Origin of the sequence: Paraburkholderia sp. UCT31 (assembly GCF_014397655.1) — a bacterium.
Classification (GTDB): domain Bacteria; phylum Pseudomonadota; class Gammaproteobacteria; order Burkholderiales; family Burkholderiaceae; genus Paraburkholderia; species Paraburkholderia tuberum.
In genome coordinates this window covers 20182-35685 of sequence record NZ_VZQP01000068.1, presented here as the reverse complement: position 1 = coordinate 35685, position 15504 = coordinate 20182, and the positions used below count along the sequence as shown (strand labels likewise).

The following is a 15504-nucleotide window of genomic DNA, read 5'->3' as shown; positions in this document are numbered from 1 at the left end:
CGGGATAAGCTCACGCGCCCAGATCATCTCATTGGTGTCGTAAGGACCGAAGCTGGCATCGCGCACCAGACGCGTTGCAATGGCGGTGAGCGTGACTGCGCGCAATTGAGGATAGCTGCCCACCCGGGTCCAGGTGTCGAACGCGACTGGCGCGTCATGTGCCCCGTAGACCGCTGCGGCAGTTTCCTGGGCGTCGACACATGTTCTCGCCTGTATGCGATTACTGCGGATTAGGCTCGTCCTCGTCGGCTTCTTCGCCGTCCTCTGACTCAATCCGGGTTGTTCCACCTGTCGCAGGTGGGTCACTGGCGGGGAAGCTCTCTTCAACAGCCTTGTCAACATCCGCCTCGGACTTGTCACTTGCGGGGTTCTTCTGCTTCGGGCTGGTGGCCATTTCAGTCTCCGGTTGGGTGGAATGAATTGATACAGCAAGGTGTATTCTGCAAATCAGGGTGAGCGCAATTTTCTCGACAGTTTTCGTCTGAGGTCTGCTTGTCTGGACGAGCACATGGCGCGAGCGCACATCGGCAATCAGGAAGAAGAGGGCGAGCGGTATGACCAGATGAAGCTGGTCATGGAGTAAGCCGCCACGGGCGGCTCTCGGTTTTATGGGCGCCTTTGAGGCGCTCACAATCTCAAGCGACCGGCTTTGCCGGTGGTATTTGACTACCGCGCCCATCGCGGGCGGAGTGGACACGATTTACGCCGCCACTGATGAGTACCCTCACTCTTTCGGCTCTGCCTCTTCGTATCCCGAACCCAGGTCGGCACCGGTGGTTGGGTCAGAACTTGTGTCCGAAGCTGTCCGTGCAGCCATCGCACTCAGCACTTTCGCGTCCGCGCCGGAGATGTTGGCGGAAGCCAACCCATCGCCCCCGTCGACGGCAGGTTCGGGCGTCTCAACAAATTCCCAACCGGGGCCGTCGTTCCAGGGACCGCGTGGCGCATCATCGCCCTGTGACAGGTTGTAATAGACGTTCGTAAATTCGGGCACGCCAGGACGCTTGCCTTGCGGGAAGTTTGGTTGAATTGAATGCAGGGCTTTCTCGAAGGACTTCTGGTGAGCAATCTCCCGCGTCATGAGGAAGCCAAGCGCTTCGGAAATGCTCGGGTCGTCGGTCACGTTCATCAGTCGCTCGTAGACAATCTTTGCGCGCGCCTCCGCCGCTATATTTGAACGCAGGTCTGCCGTCGGCTCACCGATAGTGTCGATGTACGCCGCGCTCCACGGAACCCCGGCTGAATTCGTAAGAGCCGGGCCGCCTCCGTACAGCAGCGCTGTCGTGTGCGAATCATTTCCTCCGCCTGTGAGCGAACGGTAGAGTTCGGCCTCCGACTCCACAGCTTCTGCGAGTTGTCCCTTCGCGCCTTTATTGAGCATTGCCACGATAGAGCCGATGATTTCCAGGTGGCTCAGCTCCTCGGTTGCGATGTCAAAGAGCAAATCCTTCCGACCGGGGTCATCCTCTCCGACCGCCTGTGTGAAGTATCTACAGGCTGCCGCCAGCTCACCTTGCGGTCCGCCGAATTGTTCCAGCAGGAGGTTGGCGAGGCCGGGATTCGGCGCTGAGACGCGGACCGTATATTGAAGCCGCTTGTTGTGCACAAACATGTCATTTCTCCATAGGACGCCGGGTAACGGGCTACCGGATGGCCGGACCTGCCCTCACAGCGATGCGCACGTTACTTTGGCTGGTTAGGTAACTCCCGGACAGCGACACGCTGCAATCCTGAATGCCGCACCCTGCTGGGCGCCCGGGTCTCAGAACTGGGGTTGCTCTGGCGAATGTGCAGCGAGGCTACACGGTGGAAAGAACATTGCGCTGGACACCGCGCATGCAGCGTTCCTGACCGGTGAAGTGCGGCAATCGCGCCGAGTCTTCGTCACGCGGCGTTCGAATTCCCACGCGGTGCAACCCTCCTTGCCCCGCTACGCACACGTCTTCACCGCCGCCCATCGCGAAGACACTCAGGCGTTCGCGCGGCGATTGTTGCCACGAGAAGTTTGCAAGCCGGCGAGCGCCGGAGACATCTGGGAATTGTCTCGCCACACGCTGGGCGCGGGTGTCCCATCGGGTCAGGCATGTTGCTGAGCGGGAATGGTGTTTGCGCCGGTGCGCTCACACCGCGCTTTCTTGCAGATGCGGTTCCCAACCGACTGAAGGAGTAGACATGCCTACGAAGACGTTGAAGGATTTGTTCATTCATTCGCTGTCCGACATTTACAGTGCCGAAAAGCAGATGACAAAGTCGCTTCCCAGGATGGCACGTGCAGCGACGAACCCGGGACTTCGGTCGGCCTTCGAGACGCACCTGGAAGAAACGCAAGGCCAGATTGAAAGAATTGACCAGGTAGTGGAAGCCAGCGGAATCAAACTCAAGCGTATCAAGTGCGTCGCAATGGAAGGTCTGGTCGAAGAAGGCCAGGAGCAGATTGACGAAATCGAGAAAGGCCCGGTGCTGGATACAGCCCTCATCGCAGCGGCGCAGAAAGTCGAGCACTACGAAATTGCTTCATACGGCTCGTTGATAGCACTGGCTAAACAGCTGGGCGAAACGGCTGCTGTCAAACTTCTCGGTGAAACTCTGAAAGAGGAAAAGGCGACCGACGACAAGCTATCTCTGCTCGCAGAAGAGAAGGTGGCGGCAGAGGCTTTAGGGAAGTAGGCCGTCCGACGCTTGGCAGCGGCGGGCGGGCGCCGCGGGGACTCCGGGTCGGGGACCGAGCTACTCAAAAAAACAAGTGACGCGGATGCATTCTGCCGACACCGCCCACCGTGTTAGCGATAATCGGAAATCAGCGATTTGCGACGCGTGCCACTGCAGCCGGCGCGTCCTTATTGGTCCGCCAGTCTCGCGACACCGAAGGCCAATTTGACCGCCACCCGTGACGATTATCGGGCGCGCAATTTTTTCTAAAAGGCACATCACTTGCGCAGCCTTGAGCCACTTAACCAAGAGAATGGAGGTTCAAATGGACGAGTCTCAGCAAACCACCAACCCCGGCTTCGCCGGTTTATCTCAACCGGGCGATAGCTCGACGGCGAAGTCCGACGACAATGACCAAGGACGAGCAAACGGTGCCCGGGCTCTGGCCGACCTGAAGGACAAGATTGCTGGTGCACAGCAGGTGGTCAAGACGAAGTACCGTGTCGTCTCTGAATCGACCGACGATTATGTTCATGAAGCTCCGTGGAAAGCGGTCACGATGGCACTCATCGGCGGACTCATCATCGGAATGCTTGCTCGCCGCTAACGCGGATTTAACTCTATAGGAAAAGAAACATGGACCCGGTCTCGCATGGAATCATCTTCTGGCTGATTATCGGCGGCATCGCTGGCGCCTTGGCGGGTCGCATCGTCGACGGCGGCGGCTTCGGCATCGTGGTCGACATCATCGTGGGGATTGTCGGAGCATTCATAGGAGGTTGGCTTGGTGGGGCGCTGGGTCTGCACCTGGGAAGCGGCATAATCGGCTCACTGATTACGGCGCTGATTGGCGCGGTCATCCTGCTCGCTGTCCTGCGACTTGTCAGCCGAGGTCGGGCGCGGCAACTCTAGAGCTTTCAATATTTTATACGCTGAACGTACCGCTACTGACGGCAAGTCGGTGGAACCTGGGTCAGTCGGCAGCCGACCGAGCACTGACAAAGAGCGAAGAAGATGCGGCGGACCGCAGCTTCATCGCCGACTCAACTGAAGCGCGTTACGTTTCAGTTTCGGAACGCCTTGGCGTCGGTCCTTGCCCTTCCCGCACCGCGCCCGGATGTGCAGTCAGCCTACGGGAGAACTGGTGGTAACCATCGGCTGAGGCTACGCTCGACGAAAGGGCTTTCCGACCTAAAGTAGTGCGCCGGATGGCCGAGCTCACCACACAATGCGCGCGCCTGGTCGCTGGAGCTAAGCACCTACGCCACCGCGGTAAGTCGCGGTGACGTAGGCTCTCGAGCGACAGACTGGCTGTCCGCATGGCGCGGCTTGCCCATTGGTGTTTTTCAGTGCTCACTCGGCCGGAAAGCTGGGTCATTCTCCACTACGTCCTGGGTCGCTGACCAGTACGGCTGCCGGTTGTAGTAGCTGTACGTTGACTCTCCCCATTTCGCATCTGCCATGGCGGGCCAGTGGTCCTTGTCGAAGCCCGGGTCGTCCTTGAGGCGCTGTGCCGTGATGTCGACGAAGAAACACTTCTGGTCCGTATCGAGGGTCAGCGCACTCCATGGGATGGCATGCAGGTTAGACCCCATCCCAAGAAAACCGCCTTCAGACAGCACCGCGTAGGCGATGCGTCCGTTGCGGACATCAAGCATGATGTCTGAAATCTTTCCCACGTGTTCGCCGTCTGAAGACATCACCTTGGTCCCGTCGAGCGTCGCGGCAGCCATGACGTCTGGCCCCGGTCCTTCGCCAACACCTCCGCCCACGATATTCGCTCCGCCTCGGGTAGCACCTTGCGGGTTGATTGAGCCCATGATTCACCTCCATCGAAAATGGTGCTTCCTTAACGAGCAAGCAGCATACCTCCGCAGGCGGGTGCCCACGAATTCGGCGCGAAAGGCTGGATGGTCTCCGGATGCGCAATTTCGGTGCAGACGTTCGCGCTAAGCCCGCAGGACCAACGCGAGGTCATTGAGTGACAGCGGTTTGATGAGAAAAGCGTCGAACATCCGTTCGTCGGCTGCGGGCATGCTGGTTGCGCAGTTGCTGCCCGTCAAGGCCACGAGCTTCGTCTGCGAACATTGCGCGCGAAGACAGAGCAACTGTGCCAGTTCCGGACCGTCCACGCCTGGCATTGCGATATCAATGAGGGCAACATCAGGACTGAAAGACTTGACTATCGCGAGGGCGTCAGGTCCGTTTGTCGCCCGCTTCACCTCATGCCCTTGCAGTTCCAGCCACGTGCCCAACGCCTCCGTGGCGTCTGCGCTGTCATCGACAAGCAGGATGCGTTGGGGGCTGACCGTTCCCTGACCTTCACCGGCGCTCGCGATGGCGACGGTCCCAATATGTGCCGTCACCAGGTGTTTGACGACAGCCAGTCCGATTCCGAGACCTCCCGTCGCGCGCTTTCGGGCGGACGCTGACTGGGTGAACGTTTCGTAAACGGGCATCTTTTGATTTTTCGATACGGGCACGGCGCGACCAATGGCCACGATACTTCCTGTCGATGACGACCCGAACATTCTGCGACCTCTGTGGTGGTTGATTGAGCCTTCAGGCGGATTCACGGAGGCATTTGGTGATGCGCCTGACATCTCGCCGCTGACGCCTATCGCACCGACGCGAACTTCGGCACATGGCGCCCTCAAGAGAAGACGCGAGGCGCCCTCGGAATGCCGTTCGTTCACCGGTTACGCCCAATACCTTGAGGGCATCGGGGCCCAACGCGAGGGCGCCGGAGCCGGCATATTGACGCGGTTTTTGGAACAGCACAAACGCCGGGCCAGGAGCGAGCTGACGCCAGACTCAAGGGCTTTCAGGTCGACGGGCTTGGAGAAGAACATGTTCCACAGCGCGGACTTATCTTTGGGCGGCAACTCGCCAGATGTCATTACCACCGGAATCTGCGCAAGTGAGGGGTAAAATTTCAGCCGCTCGCAGAGGGCTATGCCGTCCATTCCCGGCATGTTCCAGTCGGTGATAATCAAATCAGGCAGATGGCGCCCTGCCAACGCCAGCGCCGGTTCACCGCTATCGGCGAGCAGCACCCGATGACCACTTCGCTCGAAAACCAGCTGAAGCATCCACAGTGATTCATCGTCATCGTCGACCAGGAGAATGAGAGCCATAGCGCAGCAACCCGGAACATATCGATTTTGCGCATTAAGCATGCCGCCTTGCACAACCGCGGGCCTGCGCCCTCGAAGACTCTTTGTAGTTCGTCATACTCGGCGGCCGTGCGCTGAGAGCGGCGCTCTATCGTCAGTGCATTCGGTATTTTAACGGGAGCGTGACGACGCTGTCGCCGAGGCCAGGCTGGAGCGCCCTAGGACCGACATACGCGTTCCAGCCGTCAGGGTTGCCGCCAATCGGTGGCATGCGGCGCCTGCTACCAGTTCAGCGACGCGTGCCGGCTCGTGCGACGCCGCCGGAGTCGAGATGCACCGGGAGTAAGTCGTTCAACTACATCCGCGTTCGAAATTTCAAGGTCAGAATTGACGTTGCTTCAAACGCGAAATAACTTCGGTGTAGCGAGCGTATTGAGGGGACAATCCCAAAGAGACGCGAGCATGCAGGCTAGGCGACCGGTCGCTCGTCGTCGGCCTATTCAACCGATGCGCGGCTCGAAAACCGTCGGTATTCTCACCGACTTGCGCGAAGTCGCGCCATATCTGTGGCTGCGAATCGTCTTGTCGTGGAGGTCGCACCGCAAACTTGAAATCAGCTCTCGTAGTCAAATTCAAGGGCACGGTCGCCCTCATTGCAGGCGCCATTACACAGACCAGCGCGCTGCTGCTTTCAGTCACTGTCGACCTGAGCGCGCGGGCGCCGCTCCTCCGACCGCTCTTGTCGTGTATGGCGCGACGACCGTATTGCTTGCCTACCGATGGGTCGTTTTGGACGCGCGCAGGGCATTTGCCGCAGCGGTCAGAAAACGCCATGTGGTTCTGGAGGGCAGCCCGCCGCTTTCCTGCGTCTCCAAGCAACAGATTTCGAGCTGAAAGGCGTCGCCCACAGCTCTTCGCTTGCCCAGCATCACGTCCGCCGCCCCGGCCCGCGAAAGGCCCCCGTCGCGGAGGCGGCCAGGGAAAGGCTTCCAGGCGTCCAGTACGCGCGTCTGCGGTGGCGGCACGCTGCGGGGCACGCCACATGCGGCCGTGGAGCCAAGCGGGGCGCCCATGAGCAGGATATTGCTGGCTGGCAACGAGCTCACCTGATTGAGATTCTGCGAATGTCCCTGGAAGCCGACGGGCATCAGATGATGACGGCGCTGGATGACGCTCACCTGGTTGGAGGCCGTCCGGTCATCCTGCTTTCCGATGCCCCGCTGCCGACAGACCGGCACGCGCCCCTTTACGACGCCCATCTCCGGAAGCCAGTGGCCGTTGAGCAGTTGCTAACGCTGGTTTCGCAACTGGTTTCAAAGCGACAGAATGCAGCTCAAGTACAGAGGCACTAGCCGGGGCGCCTCGGTGTCAGATTCCAGTCACCTGGAGGCATACGAAGCCAGGACGATTGTCGCGCATCGGCACCGCTGCATTTCAAAACCAGCGGCGGAAACATCCGCCGCACCGACATTTGAGTGGGCCAGTAGGTCAGGGAAGAGCTAACGCCGCTCGGGGCCGTTGATTCCGCACGGTGCATCCACATCGCCGACGGCGGCCCACGGGACACTGCTTCGGCGCGACGCATCCATCTCATGCCCTTTACTGCCAGCCCGGACAGGCCCGCCGCAAATCGGGCCAGCCTCGGGTCTGGTTGCACACGCGGATATATGCCCGTCACGGTGCATTTTCGTCCGGCGGCTGGTCGCCGGGAGACGGCTCCGGAGGCGTCTCCTCGTCGGGAACGTCTTCGTCCGGTTCTGTTCCTGGAACGTCGCCGTCTGTCTGCGTTCCAGCATTCTCGTCCGGCCCGATTTTCGTCGCTCCACCGGTCGACGGCGGGTCGCTCGCAGCGAACGTATCTTCGACAGCTGTATCGACGTCCTTTTCCGATTTGTCGTCGGCCGCGCGTTGCTGGGTAGGATGGGTAGCCATTTCCAACTCCTGATGGTTTGTGTTCCGAGAGGCCGCAAAGGCTGTTCCTGAAACGGCATCAGCCTGCGCGGCAAGAAGGCGAGCGATGGTAGAGCGGCGCCAAGAGCGCAAATCAGCGCAGACCCTCCGTGCGGGGAAGAACCGTCAGTGCATTGTTGGCATCCCAAAAAAACCGGACTTCCAGGGGAGCAAATCCGCTCCGTCCGGTCGTATCCGTTGTGAGTTGTCGTCTGACCGGATGTCGCACTTGTTTCGGCTTTCCAGAAACTGGTTTTCCGGTGCTAAGCTTGCAAAACAGCCGGGAGGATATCGACTGACCTCCGACTGGTGGCCTGTGCAGCCGTAATCAGAAGCCGCGCGAGCTTCCTGCCGCCGGCTACGAGGAGAAGTCCATGGCAGCGCGCTCAATCGCATCGTTGACCCTTTCATTCGGCTGGTTTCCATCCCCGTCAAACTGTATTCGGCCACCGAGAGCGCCTCAGGTGTTGGCTTCAATCTCCTGACGCCAGAAGGCGGTCGGGTCAAGCAGCAGTACATATCGGAGGCCACTGGCGCGGTCGTCGCACGCGCGGATATGAAGAAGGGATACGAATTTGAAAAGGGGCAGTTCGTCGTCTTCGCTCCCGACGAACTCAAGGCGCTCGAGGAAGGTGCGAGCCACGTTGTTGAAATTGTCTCGTTCGTCCCGGAGAAGTCAGTGGACCCGCTGTACTACGACAAGGCGTACTTCATCGCTCCGGACAAACGCGGCGGCAAACCCTACAGCCTGCTGCAACTGGCCATGCGAGAAAGCGAACGCTGCGCGCTTGCAAAATGGTCGTACAAGGGAAAAACCCGAATCGTTCAGATACGACCGGCGGAAGACGGGATGGTTTTCCAGCAACTGTTGTTCGCAGATGAGGTGCGCGCATTGAGCGATTTGCATATCGAACAGGAGCCTGTAACCGCCACGGAACTCAAGCTTGCGCTGCAAATCATCGACCAGGTCTCCGAAGACGCTTACGACCCGTCGGCTTATGAAGACGAGGAGAAGAAGCGGATTCTCGAGACCATCGACCGGAAAATCGCGGGCAAGCAGATTGTGTCTCCAGAGGAGACCACGAGTGAGTCGGGCGGCCAGGTAATTGACCTGATGGAAGCTCTTCGGGCGAGTCTCAGCGCCAACAAGGCGAAACGGGACGTACCGGCGAAGACGGCGCCGGCCAGGACAACGGCAACGAAGAAGAACACCGCCGCTGACGTCGAAGTGTTGGCAGCCAAACCAAGGCGCCCTGTCAAACGAGCCACACCGAAAGCCGACATCAAAGAGGCGCAACCGGCAAAGGCTCGGGCACGCAAGTGACCAGACGGAATCAGTCGAACGATTACTCGCTGCGCAGCCTTCAATCGCTGCTGGGAGTTTCGCGTCGGGTGCTTTCCGGGCTGATTGAAGCCGGATTTGTTCACCCTGCACGCGGCCGAAGAAACGAACTTCGGTTCTCTTTCCAGGACGTAGTGGTCCTGCGCACAGCATTTCAGTTGCAATTAGCGAAAGTCTCATCACGGAAGATTCTGAAGGCGCTTGCCAAGCTGAAAGCCGAGCTCCCTGATGAGCTTCCACTGTCTGGAATTCGAATCACATCGGTAGGCGAGAGCGTGGCGGTCAGGTCAGGACAGGCCCAATGGGACGCTGCCTCGGGCCAGCATCTGCTCGACTTCGAGGTGGCGCCTATTCGAGGTGATGTCGCGTTTTTCGAATCGGCACCACGAAACCGGGCGAATCGTGAACAACAAGCGGAGGAGTGGTTCGCGCTTGCGGAACAACTGACGGGGACCGATGCTGTCGGCGCAGAACACGCTTATCGGAAAGTGCTGCAGCTCGCGCCATCGCCGCACTACCATGCATTTATCAATCTGGGCGTATTACTGTGCGAGGCAGAAACGCGCTGCGATGAGGCATTGTCCGTTTTTGACGGGGCGTTAGAGCACTTCCCTGATGACGCGTTACTGCACTTCAACCGCGCGGTCGTTCTCGAAGAGCTGAAACGCTATGATGCTGCGGCGACAGCCTATCAGCGATGCATAGAACTTGACCCGACGCATGCCGATGCTCACTTCAACCTCGCCCGGCTGAGCGAGATTCGTGGTGACAAACAAGGTCTCGTTCGGCACCTTAGTGCTTATCGCCGGCTGATTGGCTGAACTGGGATTCGCCGGCGAATCATCTGGTTCAGAGCACGGCTTGCGGCCTATCAACTCGTACAGGAGGGTGCCGAAACTCCGCGGCATGTCCGGCCACGGCCTGATGCAAGAACGTACAAAGCTGCAGATGCGGCGTTCGGCATCGTTCTCGTGACGCAACTGTTCTGTCGAAGTTCATCGGCGTGACTTGTCCTCCACCCACGTCTTACTTGTCCTCCACCCACGCGCTACTTGTCCCCCACCCACGTTTTACTTGTCCTTCACACACGGAAAATGGGTATCCACTTCCGAAAACTGCGCTGCTGGCAAGACGTTTTCTCGGGCGAGCACCCCGGTAATCTTATAATCTTTAATCTGTGTAGTCCCCTACGCGTGAGCGGCGAGTCTCCCGAGATTGGCTCTTGATAGCGTTTCTGCCGAATTCGCTTGAGTTTGGGTGAACCGCGGCTCATTTCCGGGCGTAGGGTTTATGGCAGCCAGGACGAGCAGTTGGCGCGCGCGCACGTAGTTCGAAGTCACCGCACCTCAGCGACTTCCTGGCTGCCCTATGCGCAGTCTCAAGAAAGCTGTTGCAGAAAATTCGCTTGTGCTGCGATTCGCGCTCTCCCGTGCCATTAGTTCACGTTTTCTTGTGGTCGTTGTCGCAGGCTCCTGCTTTCAGGCTCGGAGTCCTGTTGTGCGACGCGGATATTGGTCGAGTATCCTTTCGCGTGCGCTGGGTTCTGGATTCGTCAAGTTGGCACACACGCGGTCAACCGTCGCTCTATCTCGGCTTCTCGGCCAGCAAGTGTCCTGAGAATTTTGGGCCATGGCCCAACATGGACACCCTCATTGCTCGGTTCAAACCTGAAGACAATGTAGGCGATACTCTGATGACGGAGACCCGCCGTACGACGAGCACCGGTTGGCTGTGTGACGACTATTTCCACTGTCGCCAGCGATTCCACCAGGCGGTCTCATTTCAAGGTATTGGCATGGTGGGAACCGCCATCGACAGTTTAACGGCTTGGCGAATGGCTGTGATTGCCAGCAACCCCGCGATGCCCATCTTCGTCGCTCCCCATCATTTTCATCATTTTCATCATCTTCGAACCACCGGTGCGGAAGAGGGTCATTTCGCACTTGCTGCAATCCTACATCCTTGAGCGTTATCTCAAGCTTGGGCGCCTTTTGTCGATTTACGTTGAACATTTTTAACCCTATGCTAATCAGTGAATACTCGATACCGGTACAAGCCGGAACGAGGAGACATTGGGAGCAACACCTTGCGCATCGCACTCATTGAGTCGAGCCACTCACGAACGTACGAGCGCTGTTGTTGATACTCGCGAGTTTCTGCGAATGCTCGTCGTGTCGGACAGTCTCGCAATCTCACCTCACGTCAAGGACCTCGCCAACACGCTGCTCCGGCACTATCCGCTGGATGTCGACATCGACGTGTCCGCAGCTGCGCTACCCGGGGTATGGGTTCATCCAAAGCACGGTAGGTGAGTTGGAATAAGCTCCTACGCATGAGCGGCGACGCTTATATATCCTTGAGCGATGCGCCTCTCGTTACTCGCACTTTATAGCCTTCCTGCCAAGCTCTCGTTTGATTGCTTCAATTGCTGTTCAATTTAGAACGCGGAGTTCGGGCAACCAGGACGAACGATTGGCGCACGCGAATTACCTCTGCCACCGAAGTCGGCCGCCTGCACACTCCACAAGTCGCGGCCATGCGACCAGAAGTCTCCAGTGCTTCGAGGCGCTTCTTGCATGCCCTGTGAACAGTTTCGAGAAAAGTGCTGTAGCAATGCAGCTTGCGCCCTTCGCGTTCCTCTTTCCGAAAACCTGTTGCCGAACATCGGCGAAGTTACGAACATGCTTTACCTCGTCGCAGGCGCTTCTTTCGGTGACACGAGAAAAAGCTTTGCCAGGCTCGAGGCTCGCACGCGATTAGCAGACTTGCAAATTCAGTCCAGTTACCGCGGCCACATTCCTGCGCGATGGAAAAAGCCATTCGATGTTACATCCCTTGCCGAACAGCGGAGCCCCGCCGAATAGGTCCGTAATGTGGACTGTTGTGAACCCGTGCACCGGATTTTTAACCGTCTTCAAAAGCAAAAACTTTACAAAAAGCTCAGCGCTTGAGAACTGACGGTCGCTTATGTATTGATTAAACAGGGTTTGTGCACGATAGTGGTGCCTTCTATGCACCGTAATTGATGCAGATAGCGTTAGTTCTGATAGTCCATAATGCGGAATTATTTGTTATTGACCGGATTGAATTTGGGGGTGGCAGCTTTATAGTGGACTCACGTAAACGCTCTTCAGCGCAACGTTCGCTGGGTCTGGCGATGTCTGGTTGGGTGAACCTGGGTGCTCTCGTAGAACGTCGAAGGTAAACAATTTGCATACACGTGAGGAAACGAAGATGAATAGCGAAATCCGTGACGAGAAAAAGGTCGTCTTGATTACCGGCGCCGGCATCGGCATCGGCCGCGCGACTGCTTACGCATTCGGCGCGTTGGGGTATCGAGTTATCGTGACCGACGTTCTGGAAGCCGAGGGTCGGGCTGTCGCCACTGCGATAGAAGCGAGCGGCGGCGCAGCTGAATTTCATCTGCTCAACGTCCGCGACAGCGCGGCCTGTAATGAGGTCGTGAACGGCGTCGAGAAACGCTACGGTGCAATCGACACTGTCGTCGCGAACGCCGGAATAGCGCACAAAGTGCCTCTATCCGAGCTGACCGATGAAAAGTGGGACTTCACCATGGACATCGACCTCAAGGGCGCGTTCCGAATCATCCGCGCTGCAGTCCCGGCGATGAAGCAAAAGCGTCAGGGCAGCATTATCGCCGTGTCCTCCATCATGGGGGTCGCTTACGGCTGGGACGAGCACGCTCACTATTCGGCTGCGAAGGCTGGGGTCGTGGGGCTGGTCCGAGGCCTGGCCGTCGAACTCGGCCGCGACGGGATTCGGGTCAACGGTCTCGCTCCGGGATTCGTTCGCACTGCACAGGCTCTTTCCGAGCAGCACTCGCTTGGCGCGGCCGGTCTGGACGCGGTTGGCAGCAAGATTCCCCTCGGACGTGCCGGAGAGCCGGAAGACATGGCGGATGTCATCACCTTCATGGCATCGGAGAAGGCACGCTACCTCACAGGCCAGACCCTGACCGTCGACGGCGGCCTGGTCATCCAAAGCCACTAGCTAGCGAACATTTCAACTTCTCACAGACACAGTGGAGTCGATGGTTATGAAAAGTCTCAGCGGGAGAATGGCAGTCGTTACAGGCGGCGCCCGTGGAATTGGCCAAGCGATTGCGCTCGCGTTCGCAAGGGCCGGAGCGGATGTAGCCGTGCTGGACCTGCGTAGGGAGGATGCAGAGCGGACTGTCGCTCAAATTCGCGACCTTGGTGGCCGCGGCTTCGCGGTTAAAGCGAATGTGGGCGACGAGCAAAGCATAAATGCGGCCATCGAGTCGGCGGTGTCTGCGCTCGGACGGATTGACATCCTGGTCAATAACGCAGGAATCGAGTCCGCGTCATACGTCGCAGACATGCCGACGGCGATGTGGGACGACATGATGTTGATTAACCTGCGAAGCGTGTTCCTATGCTCGCGTGCTGTTCTACCGGCCATGCAGGAGCAACGCAGCGGCCGCATCATCAACATTAGCTCTCAGCTTGCGCACAAAGGCGCCAAGGAGCTGGCGCATTACGCCGCCGCGAAGGCCGGGGTTATTGGGTTCACTCGCTCCCTCGCGTACGAGGTGGCCAACCAGGGCATTACCGTGAACGCCATTTGTCCTGGTCCAGTGGATACCGAGTTGTTCCGCAGCCTTCCCGAGACATTCCGTGTTGCGAAGCTGGCGGAGCTTCCAATTGGACGCGCGGCAAGCGTCGATGAAATCGCACCAGCTGCAGTTCTATTGGCGTCAGATGGGGGGTCTTATTTTGTCGGAGCAACCCTCAATCCCAACGGCGGGGACTACATGATTTAGACCTTTGGAAGGTCAATAGCGCCATATCATCTGAGCGCCTACCGGAAATTCAATGTAAATCGTCATCGTCAGCGAAGTTATGAACGTTAGGTGTACGTAAATATGCGACTCAAATCATGCCTTCGGTGAGAAGGCGAAGGAAGCGACATATTATGGCTAAGACTAGTCCACCTCCAACGAACGACTTTCGGATTGAACCTATCCTTCCGGTAGACGTTAAGCGAGCAACTATTGTTGCGTTTTTTGCCTGGGTATTCGCGGTATACGACTTTATTCTCTTTGGGACCCTGCTGCCGGAAATCGGTGCTCACTACAAGTGGACTCCGACTCAGCAAGCAGAAATTGCAACGCTGGTGGCCGCTGGGACGGCTCTCATCGCTTTTTTTATTGGTCCCGTGTTGGACAAAGCCGGTCGTAAGAGCAGCCTTCTATTCACCGTGGCCGGCGCCGCGGTATGTTCTGGCCTTACTGTCGTCGGTGGCTCGCTTGGGAAGTGGCCTCTTGTTGTGATTCGCTCGCTTGCGGGACTGGGATATGCCGAAGAGACGGTCAACGCTACCTACCTCAACGAGCTTTACACGGCAGCGAACGACCCTCGTCTGAACAAGCGAAAGGGATTCGTCTACAGTCTGGTGCAAGGTGGCTGGCCCATCGGAGCCTTGGTCGCAGCCGCGCTGACGGCTTTGCTGCTCCCTCACGTGGGGTGGCAGGGTTGCTTTATATTCGCAACGTTCCCGGCAATCGTCATCTTCTTTATGACCCGGCGTCTGAAAGAAAGCCCCCAGTTCCTGCTCCACAAACATGTTAATGACTTGCGTGCGCGAGGCGAGAATTCGGCCGCTCGCGCCATTGCCAAAAGGTACGGAATTGATTATCAGCAACACGCGAATGGGGGCATCTGGGCGGCGTTCCGCGGCGAATCGCTTCGGCCGACATTAGTCTTGGGCGGGGGGCTTTTGCTCAACTGGGCCGCAATTCAGGTATTCGGTGTGCTCGGAACGACCGTTATCACCCAGGTGCATCACGTGTCCTTCGAAAACTCGTTGCTGATTCTTATTCTGTCAAACGTGGTTGGTTATATCGGTTACCTGTCACATGGATTCATCGGTGACAAGATTGGCCGTCGCAATACCTTGGCGCTCGGCTGGATGTGCGGTGGGTTTGCCTTCGCGGGCATGCTTTACGGACCGCACGATTTCCCGGTAGTGGTTGGTCTTTACAGCCTCGGCTTGTTCTTCCTCAACGGACCGTACGCCGCCGCCCTCTTTTTTATCGGCGAAAGCTACCCGACCGCCATCCGCGGAACGGGTAGTGCAATCGTGCACGCCATGGGCCCAATTGGTGCAATTCTCGCGGGCATCGGCATCACGGCTGCGCTTAACTCAGGTAGCGATTGGCTCCATGGTGCACTTCTCTTCGGTGCCGTGCCCTGTTTCCTGTCGGGTCTCTTGATTTTCGCAACTCGTCACGTCGACCCGGCGGAGGACACGTGGACTCACCCGGTGCACGAGCCCAGCTTGGCTGAGACGCAACCCGGACTAGCGAAAGTGAACTGACGATGGTGGAGGGGGAAGCCATGGGCAACTCACGCTTCTCCCCGCCGACCCGTCGGAACGATGTCTTCGCTGGCCCGGCGAGCCCGC

General features: G+C 58.3%; 16 protein-coding genes and 1 pseudogene. 10 read left to right on the top strand and 7 right to left on the bottom strand.

Going from position 1 to position 15504, the window contains the following annotated elements:
- Window positions 1-220: 220 nt before the first annotated feature.
- Together F6X40_RS36165 and F6X40_RS36160 are read right to left on the bottom strand one after the other, a co-directional pair.
- Window positions 221-697, bottom strand: coding sequence for a hypothetical protein (locus F6X40_RS36165; protein WP_187631187.1), 477 nt, complete (start codon window positions 695-697; stop codon window positions 221-223).
- 27 nt (window positions 698-724) lie between these two features.
- Entirely contained in the window at window positions 725-1612 is an 888-nt protein-coding gene (locus F6X40_RS36160) for a manganese catalase family protein (RefSeq protein ID WP_187631184.1), read from the bottom strand.
- Between the two features lie 560 nt (window positions 1613-2172).
- Between F6X40_RS36160 and F6X40_RS36155 the strand changes: the two genes are divergently transcribed.
- From F6X40_RS36155 to F6X40_RS36145, 3 genes are all read left to right on the top strand, one after another.
- The gene (locus tag F6X40_RS36155; protein WP_187631183.1) at window positions 2173-2667 is read left to right on the top strand and encodes a ferritin-like domain-containing protein; all 495 of its coding nucleotides are present in this window, start codon (window positions 2173-2175) and stop codon (window positions 2665-2667) included.
- 307 nt (window positions 2668-2974) lie between these two features.
- On the top strand, window positions 2975-3256 hold the full coding sequence (locus tag F6X40_RS36150) for a YqjD family protein (protein WP_187631182.1): 282 nt from the start codon (window positions 2975-2977) through the stop codon (window positions 3254-3256).
- Window positions 3257-3285: 29 nt separating this feature from the next.
- On the top strand, window positions 3286-3561 hold the full coding sequence (locus F6X40_RS36145) for a GlsB/YeaQ/YmgE family stress response membrane protein (RefSeq protein ID WP_187631181.1): 276 nt from the start codon (window positions 3286-3288) through the stop codon (window positions 3559-3561).
- A 434-nt stretch (window positions 3562-3995) separates the two neighbouring features.
- Here the strand turns inward: F6X40_RS36145 and F6X40_RS36140 are convergent, their stop codons facing one another.
- The 5 genes from F6X40_RS36140 to F6X40_RS36120 all read right to left on the bottom strand — a co-directional run bounded on the left by F6X40_RS36140 (window position 3996) and on the right by F6X40_RS36120 (window position 7697).
- On the bottom strand, window positions 3996-4469 hold the full coding sequence (locus F6X40_RS36140) for a PRC-barrel domain-containing protein (RefSeq protein ID WP_187631180.1): 474 nt from the start codon (window positions 4467-4469) through the stop codon (window positions 3996-3998).
- Window positions 4470-4598: 129 nt separating this feature from the next.
- Window positions 4599-5150, bottom strand: a complete 552-nt coding sequence (locus F6X40_RS36135) for a response regulator (RefSeq protein ID WP_316251876.1) — start codon at window positions 5148-5150, stop codon at window positions 4599-4601.
- Between the two features lie 198 nt (window positions 5151-5348).
- Window positions 5349-5786, bottom strand: a complete 438-nt coding sequence (locus tag F6X40_RS36130; RefSeq protein ID WP_187631178.1) for a response regulator — start codon at window positions 5784-5786, stop codon at window positions 5349-5351.
- A 752-nt stretch (window positions 5787-6538) separates the two neighbouring features.
- Window positions 6539-7024 carry a hypothetical protein gene (locus tag F6X40_RS36125; RefSeq protein ID WP_187631177.1) on the bottom strand — a complete coding sequence of 162 codons (486 nt, stop codon included), beginning with the start codon at window positions 7022-7024 and terminating at the stop codon, window positions 6539-6541.
- Between the two features lie 415 nt (window positions 7025-7439).
- Entirely contained in the window at window positions 7440-7697 is a 258-nt protein-coding gene (locus F6X40_RS36120; protein ID WP_187631176.1) for a hypothetical protein, read from the bottom strand.
- 392 nt (window positions 7698-8089) lie between these two features.
- Here F6X40_RS36120 and F6X40_RS36115 point away from each other — a divergent pair.
- The 7 genes and pseudogenes from F6X40_RS36115 (at window position 8090) to F6X40_RS36090 (ending at window position 15417) form a co-directional block, all read left to right on the top strand.
- A pseudogene (locus F6X40_RS36115) lies at window positions 8090-9039 on the top strand (Ku protein).
- Window positions 9036-9878 (top strand): tetratricopeptide repeat protein, encoded by an 843-nt coding sequence (locus F6X40_RS36110; RefSeq protein ID WP_187631175.1) that lies wholly within the window; start codon window positions 9036-9038, stop codon window positions 9876-9878. The pseudogene F6X40_RS36115 and the gene F6X40_RS36110 overlap by 4 nt, the downstream one beginning before the upstream one ends.
- Before the next feature lie 818 nt (window positions 9879-10696).
- Window positions 10697-11023, top strand: coding sequence for a hypothetical protein (locus F6X40_RS36105; protein ID WP_187631174.1), 327 nt, complete (start codon window positions 10697-10699; stop codon window positions 11021-11023).
- Between the two features lie 106 nt (window positions 11024-11129).
- Window positions 11130-11369, top strand: coding sequence for a BPSL0761 family protein (locus F6X40_RS43335; RefSeq protein WP_316251875.1), 240 nt, complete (start codon window positions 11130-11132; stop codon window positions 11367-11369).
- 922 nt (window positions 11370-12291) lie between these two features.
- On the top strand, window positions 12292-13068 hold the full coding sequence (locus F6X40_RS36100; protein ID WP_187631173.1) for an SDR family NAD(P)-dependent oxidoreductase: 777 nt from the start codon (window positions 12292-12294) through the stop codon (window positions 13066-13068).
- Between the two features lie 46 nt (window positions 13069-13114).
- Window positions 13115-13861 carry an SDR family NAD(P)-dependent oxidoreductase gene (locus F6X40_RS36095; protein WP_187631172.1) on the top strand — a complete coding sequence of 249 codons (747 nt, stop codon included), beginning with the start codon at window positions 13115-13117 and terminating at the stop codon, window positions 13859-13861.
- A 152-nt stretch (window positions 13862-14013) separates the two neighbouring features.
- The gene (locus tag F6X40_RS36090; RefSeq protein WP_187631171.1) at window positions 14014-15417 is read left to right on the top strand and encodes an MFS transporter; all 1404 of its coding nucleotides are present in this window, start codon (window positions 14014-14016) and stop codon (window positions 15415-15417) included.
- The last annotated feature ends 87 nt before the right edge of the window (window positions 15418-15504 follow it).

Bases quoted from the DNA above. Each gene is read 5' to 3' on its own strand.
- F6X40_RS36160 (WP_187631184.1), bottom strand. From the start codon at position 1,612: ATGTTTGTGCACAACAAGCGGCTTCAATATACGGTCCGCGTCTCAGCG.
- F6X40_RS36150 (WP_187631182.1), top strand. From the start codon at position 2,975: ATGGACGAGTCTCAGCAAACCACCAACCCCGGCTTCGCCGGTTTATCT.
- F6X40_RS36105 (WP_187631174.1), top strand. From the start codon at position 10,697: ATGGACACCCTCATTGCTCGGTTCAAACCTGAAGACAATGTAGGCGAT.
- F6X40_RS36090 (WP_187631171.1), top strand. From the start codon at position 14,014: ATGGCTAAGACTAGTCCACCTCCAACGAACGACTTTCGGATTGAACCT.
- F6X40_RS36100 (WP_187631173.1), top strand. From the start codon at position 12,292: ATGAATAGCGAAATCCGTGACGAGAAAAAGGTCGTCTTGATTACCGGC.
- F6X40_RS36120 (WP_187631176.1), bottom strand. From the start codon at position 7,697: ATGGCTACCCATCCTACCCAGCAACGCGCGGCCGACGACAAATCGGAA.
- F6X40_RS36155 (WP_187631183.1), top strand. From the start codon at position 2,173: ATGCCTACGAAGACGTTGAAGGATTTGTTCATTCATTCGCTGTCCGAC.
- F6X40_RS36095 (WP_187631172.1), top strand. From the start codon at position 13,115: ATGAAAAGTCTCAGCGGGAGAATGGCAGTCGTTACAGGCGGCGCCCGT.
- F6X40_RS36140 (WP_187631180.1), bottom strand. From the start codon at position 4,469: ATGGGCTCAATCAACCCGCAAGGTGCTACCCGAGGCGGAGCGAATATC.
- F6X40_RS36125 (WP_187631177.1), bottom strand. From the start codon at position 7,024: ATGGGCGTCGTAAAGGGGCGCGTGCCGGTCTGTCGGCAGCGGGGCATC.
- F6X40_RS36130 (WP_187631178.1), bottom strand. From the start codon at position 5,786: ATGGCTCTCATTCTCCTGGTCGACGATGACGATGAATCACTGTGGATG.
- F6X40_RS36145 (WP_187631181.1), top strand. From the start codon at position 3,286: ATGGACCCGGTCTCGCATGGAATCATCTTCTGGCTGATTATCGGCGGC.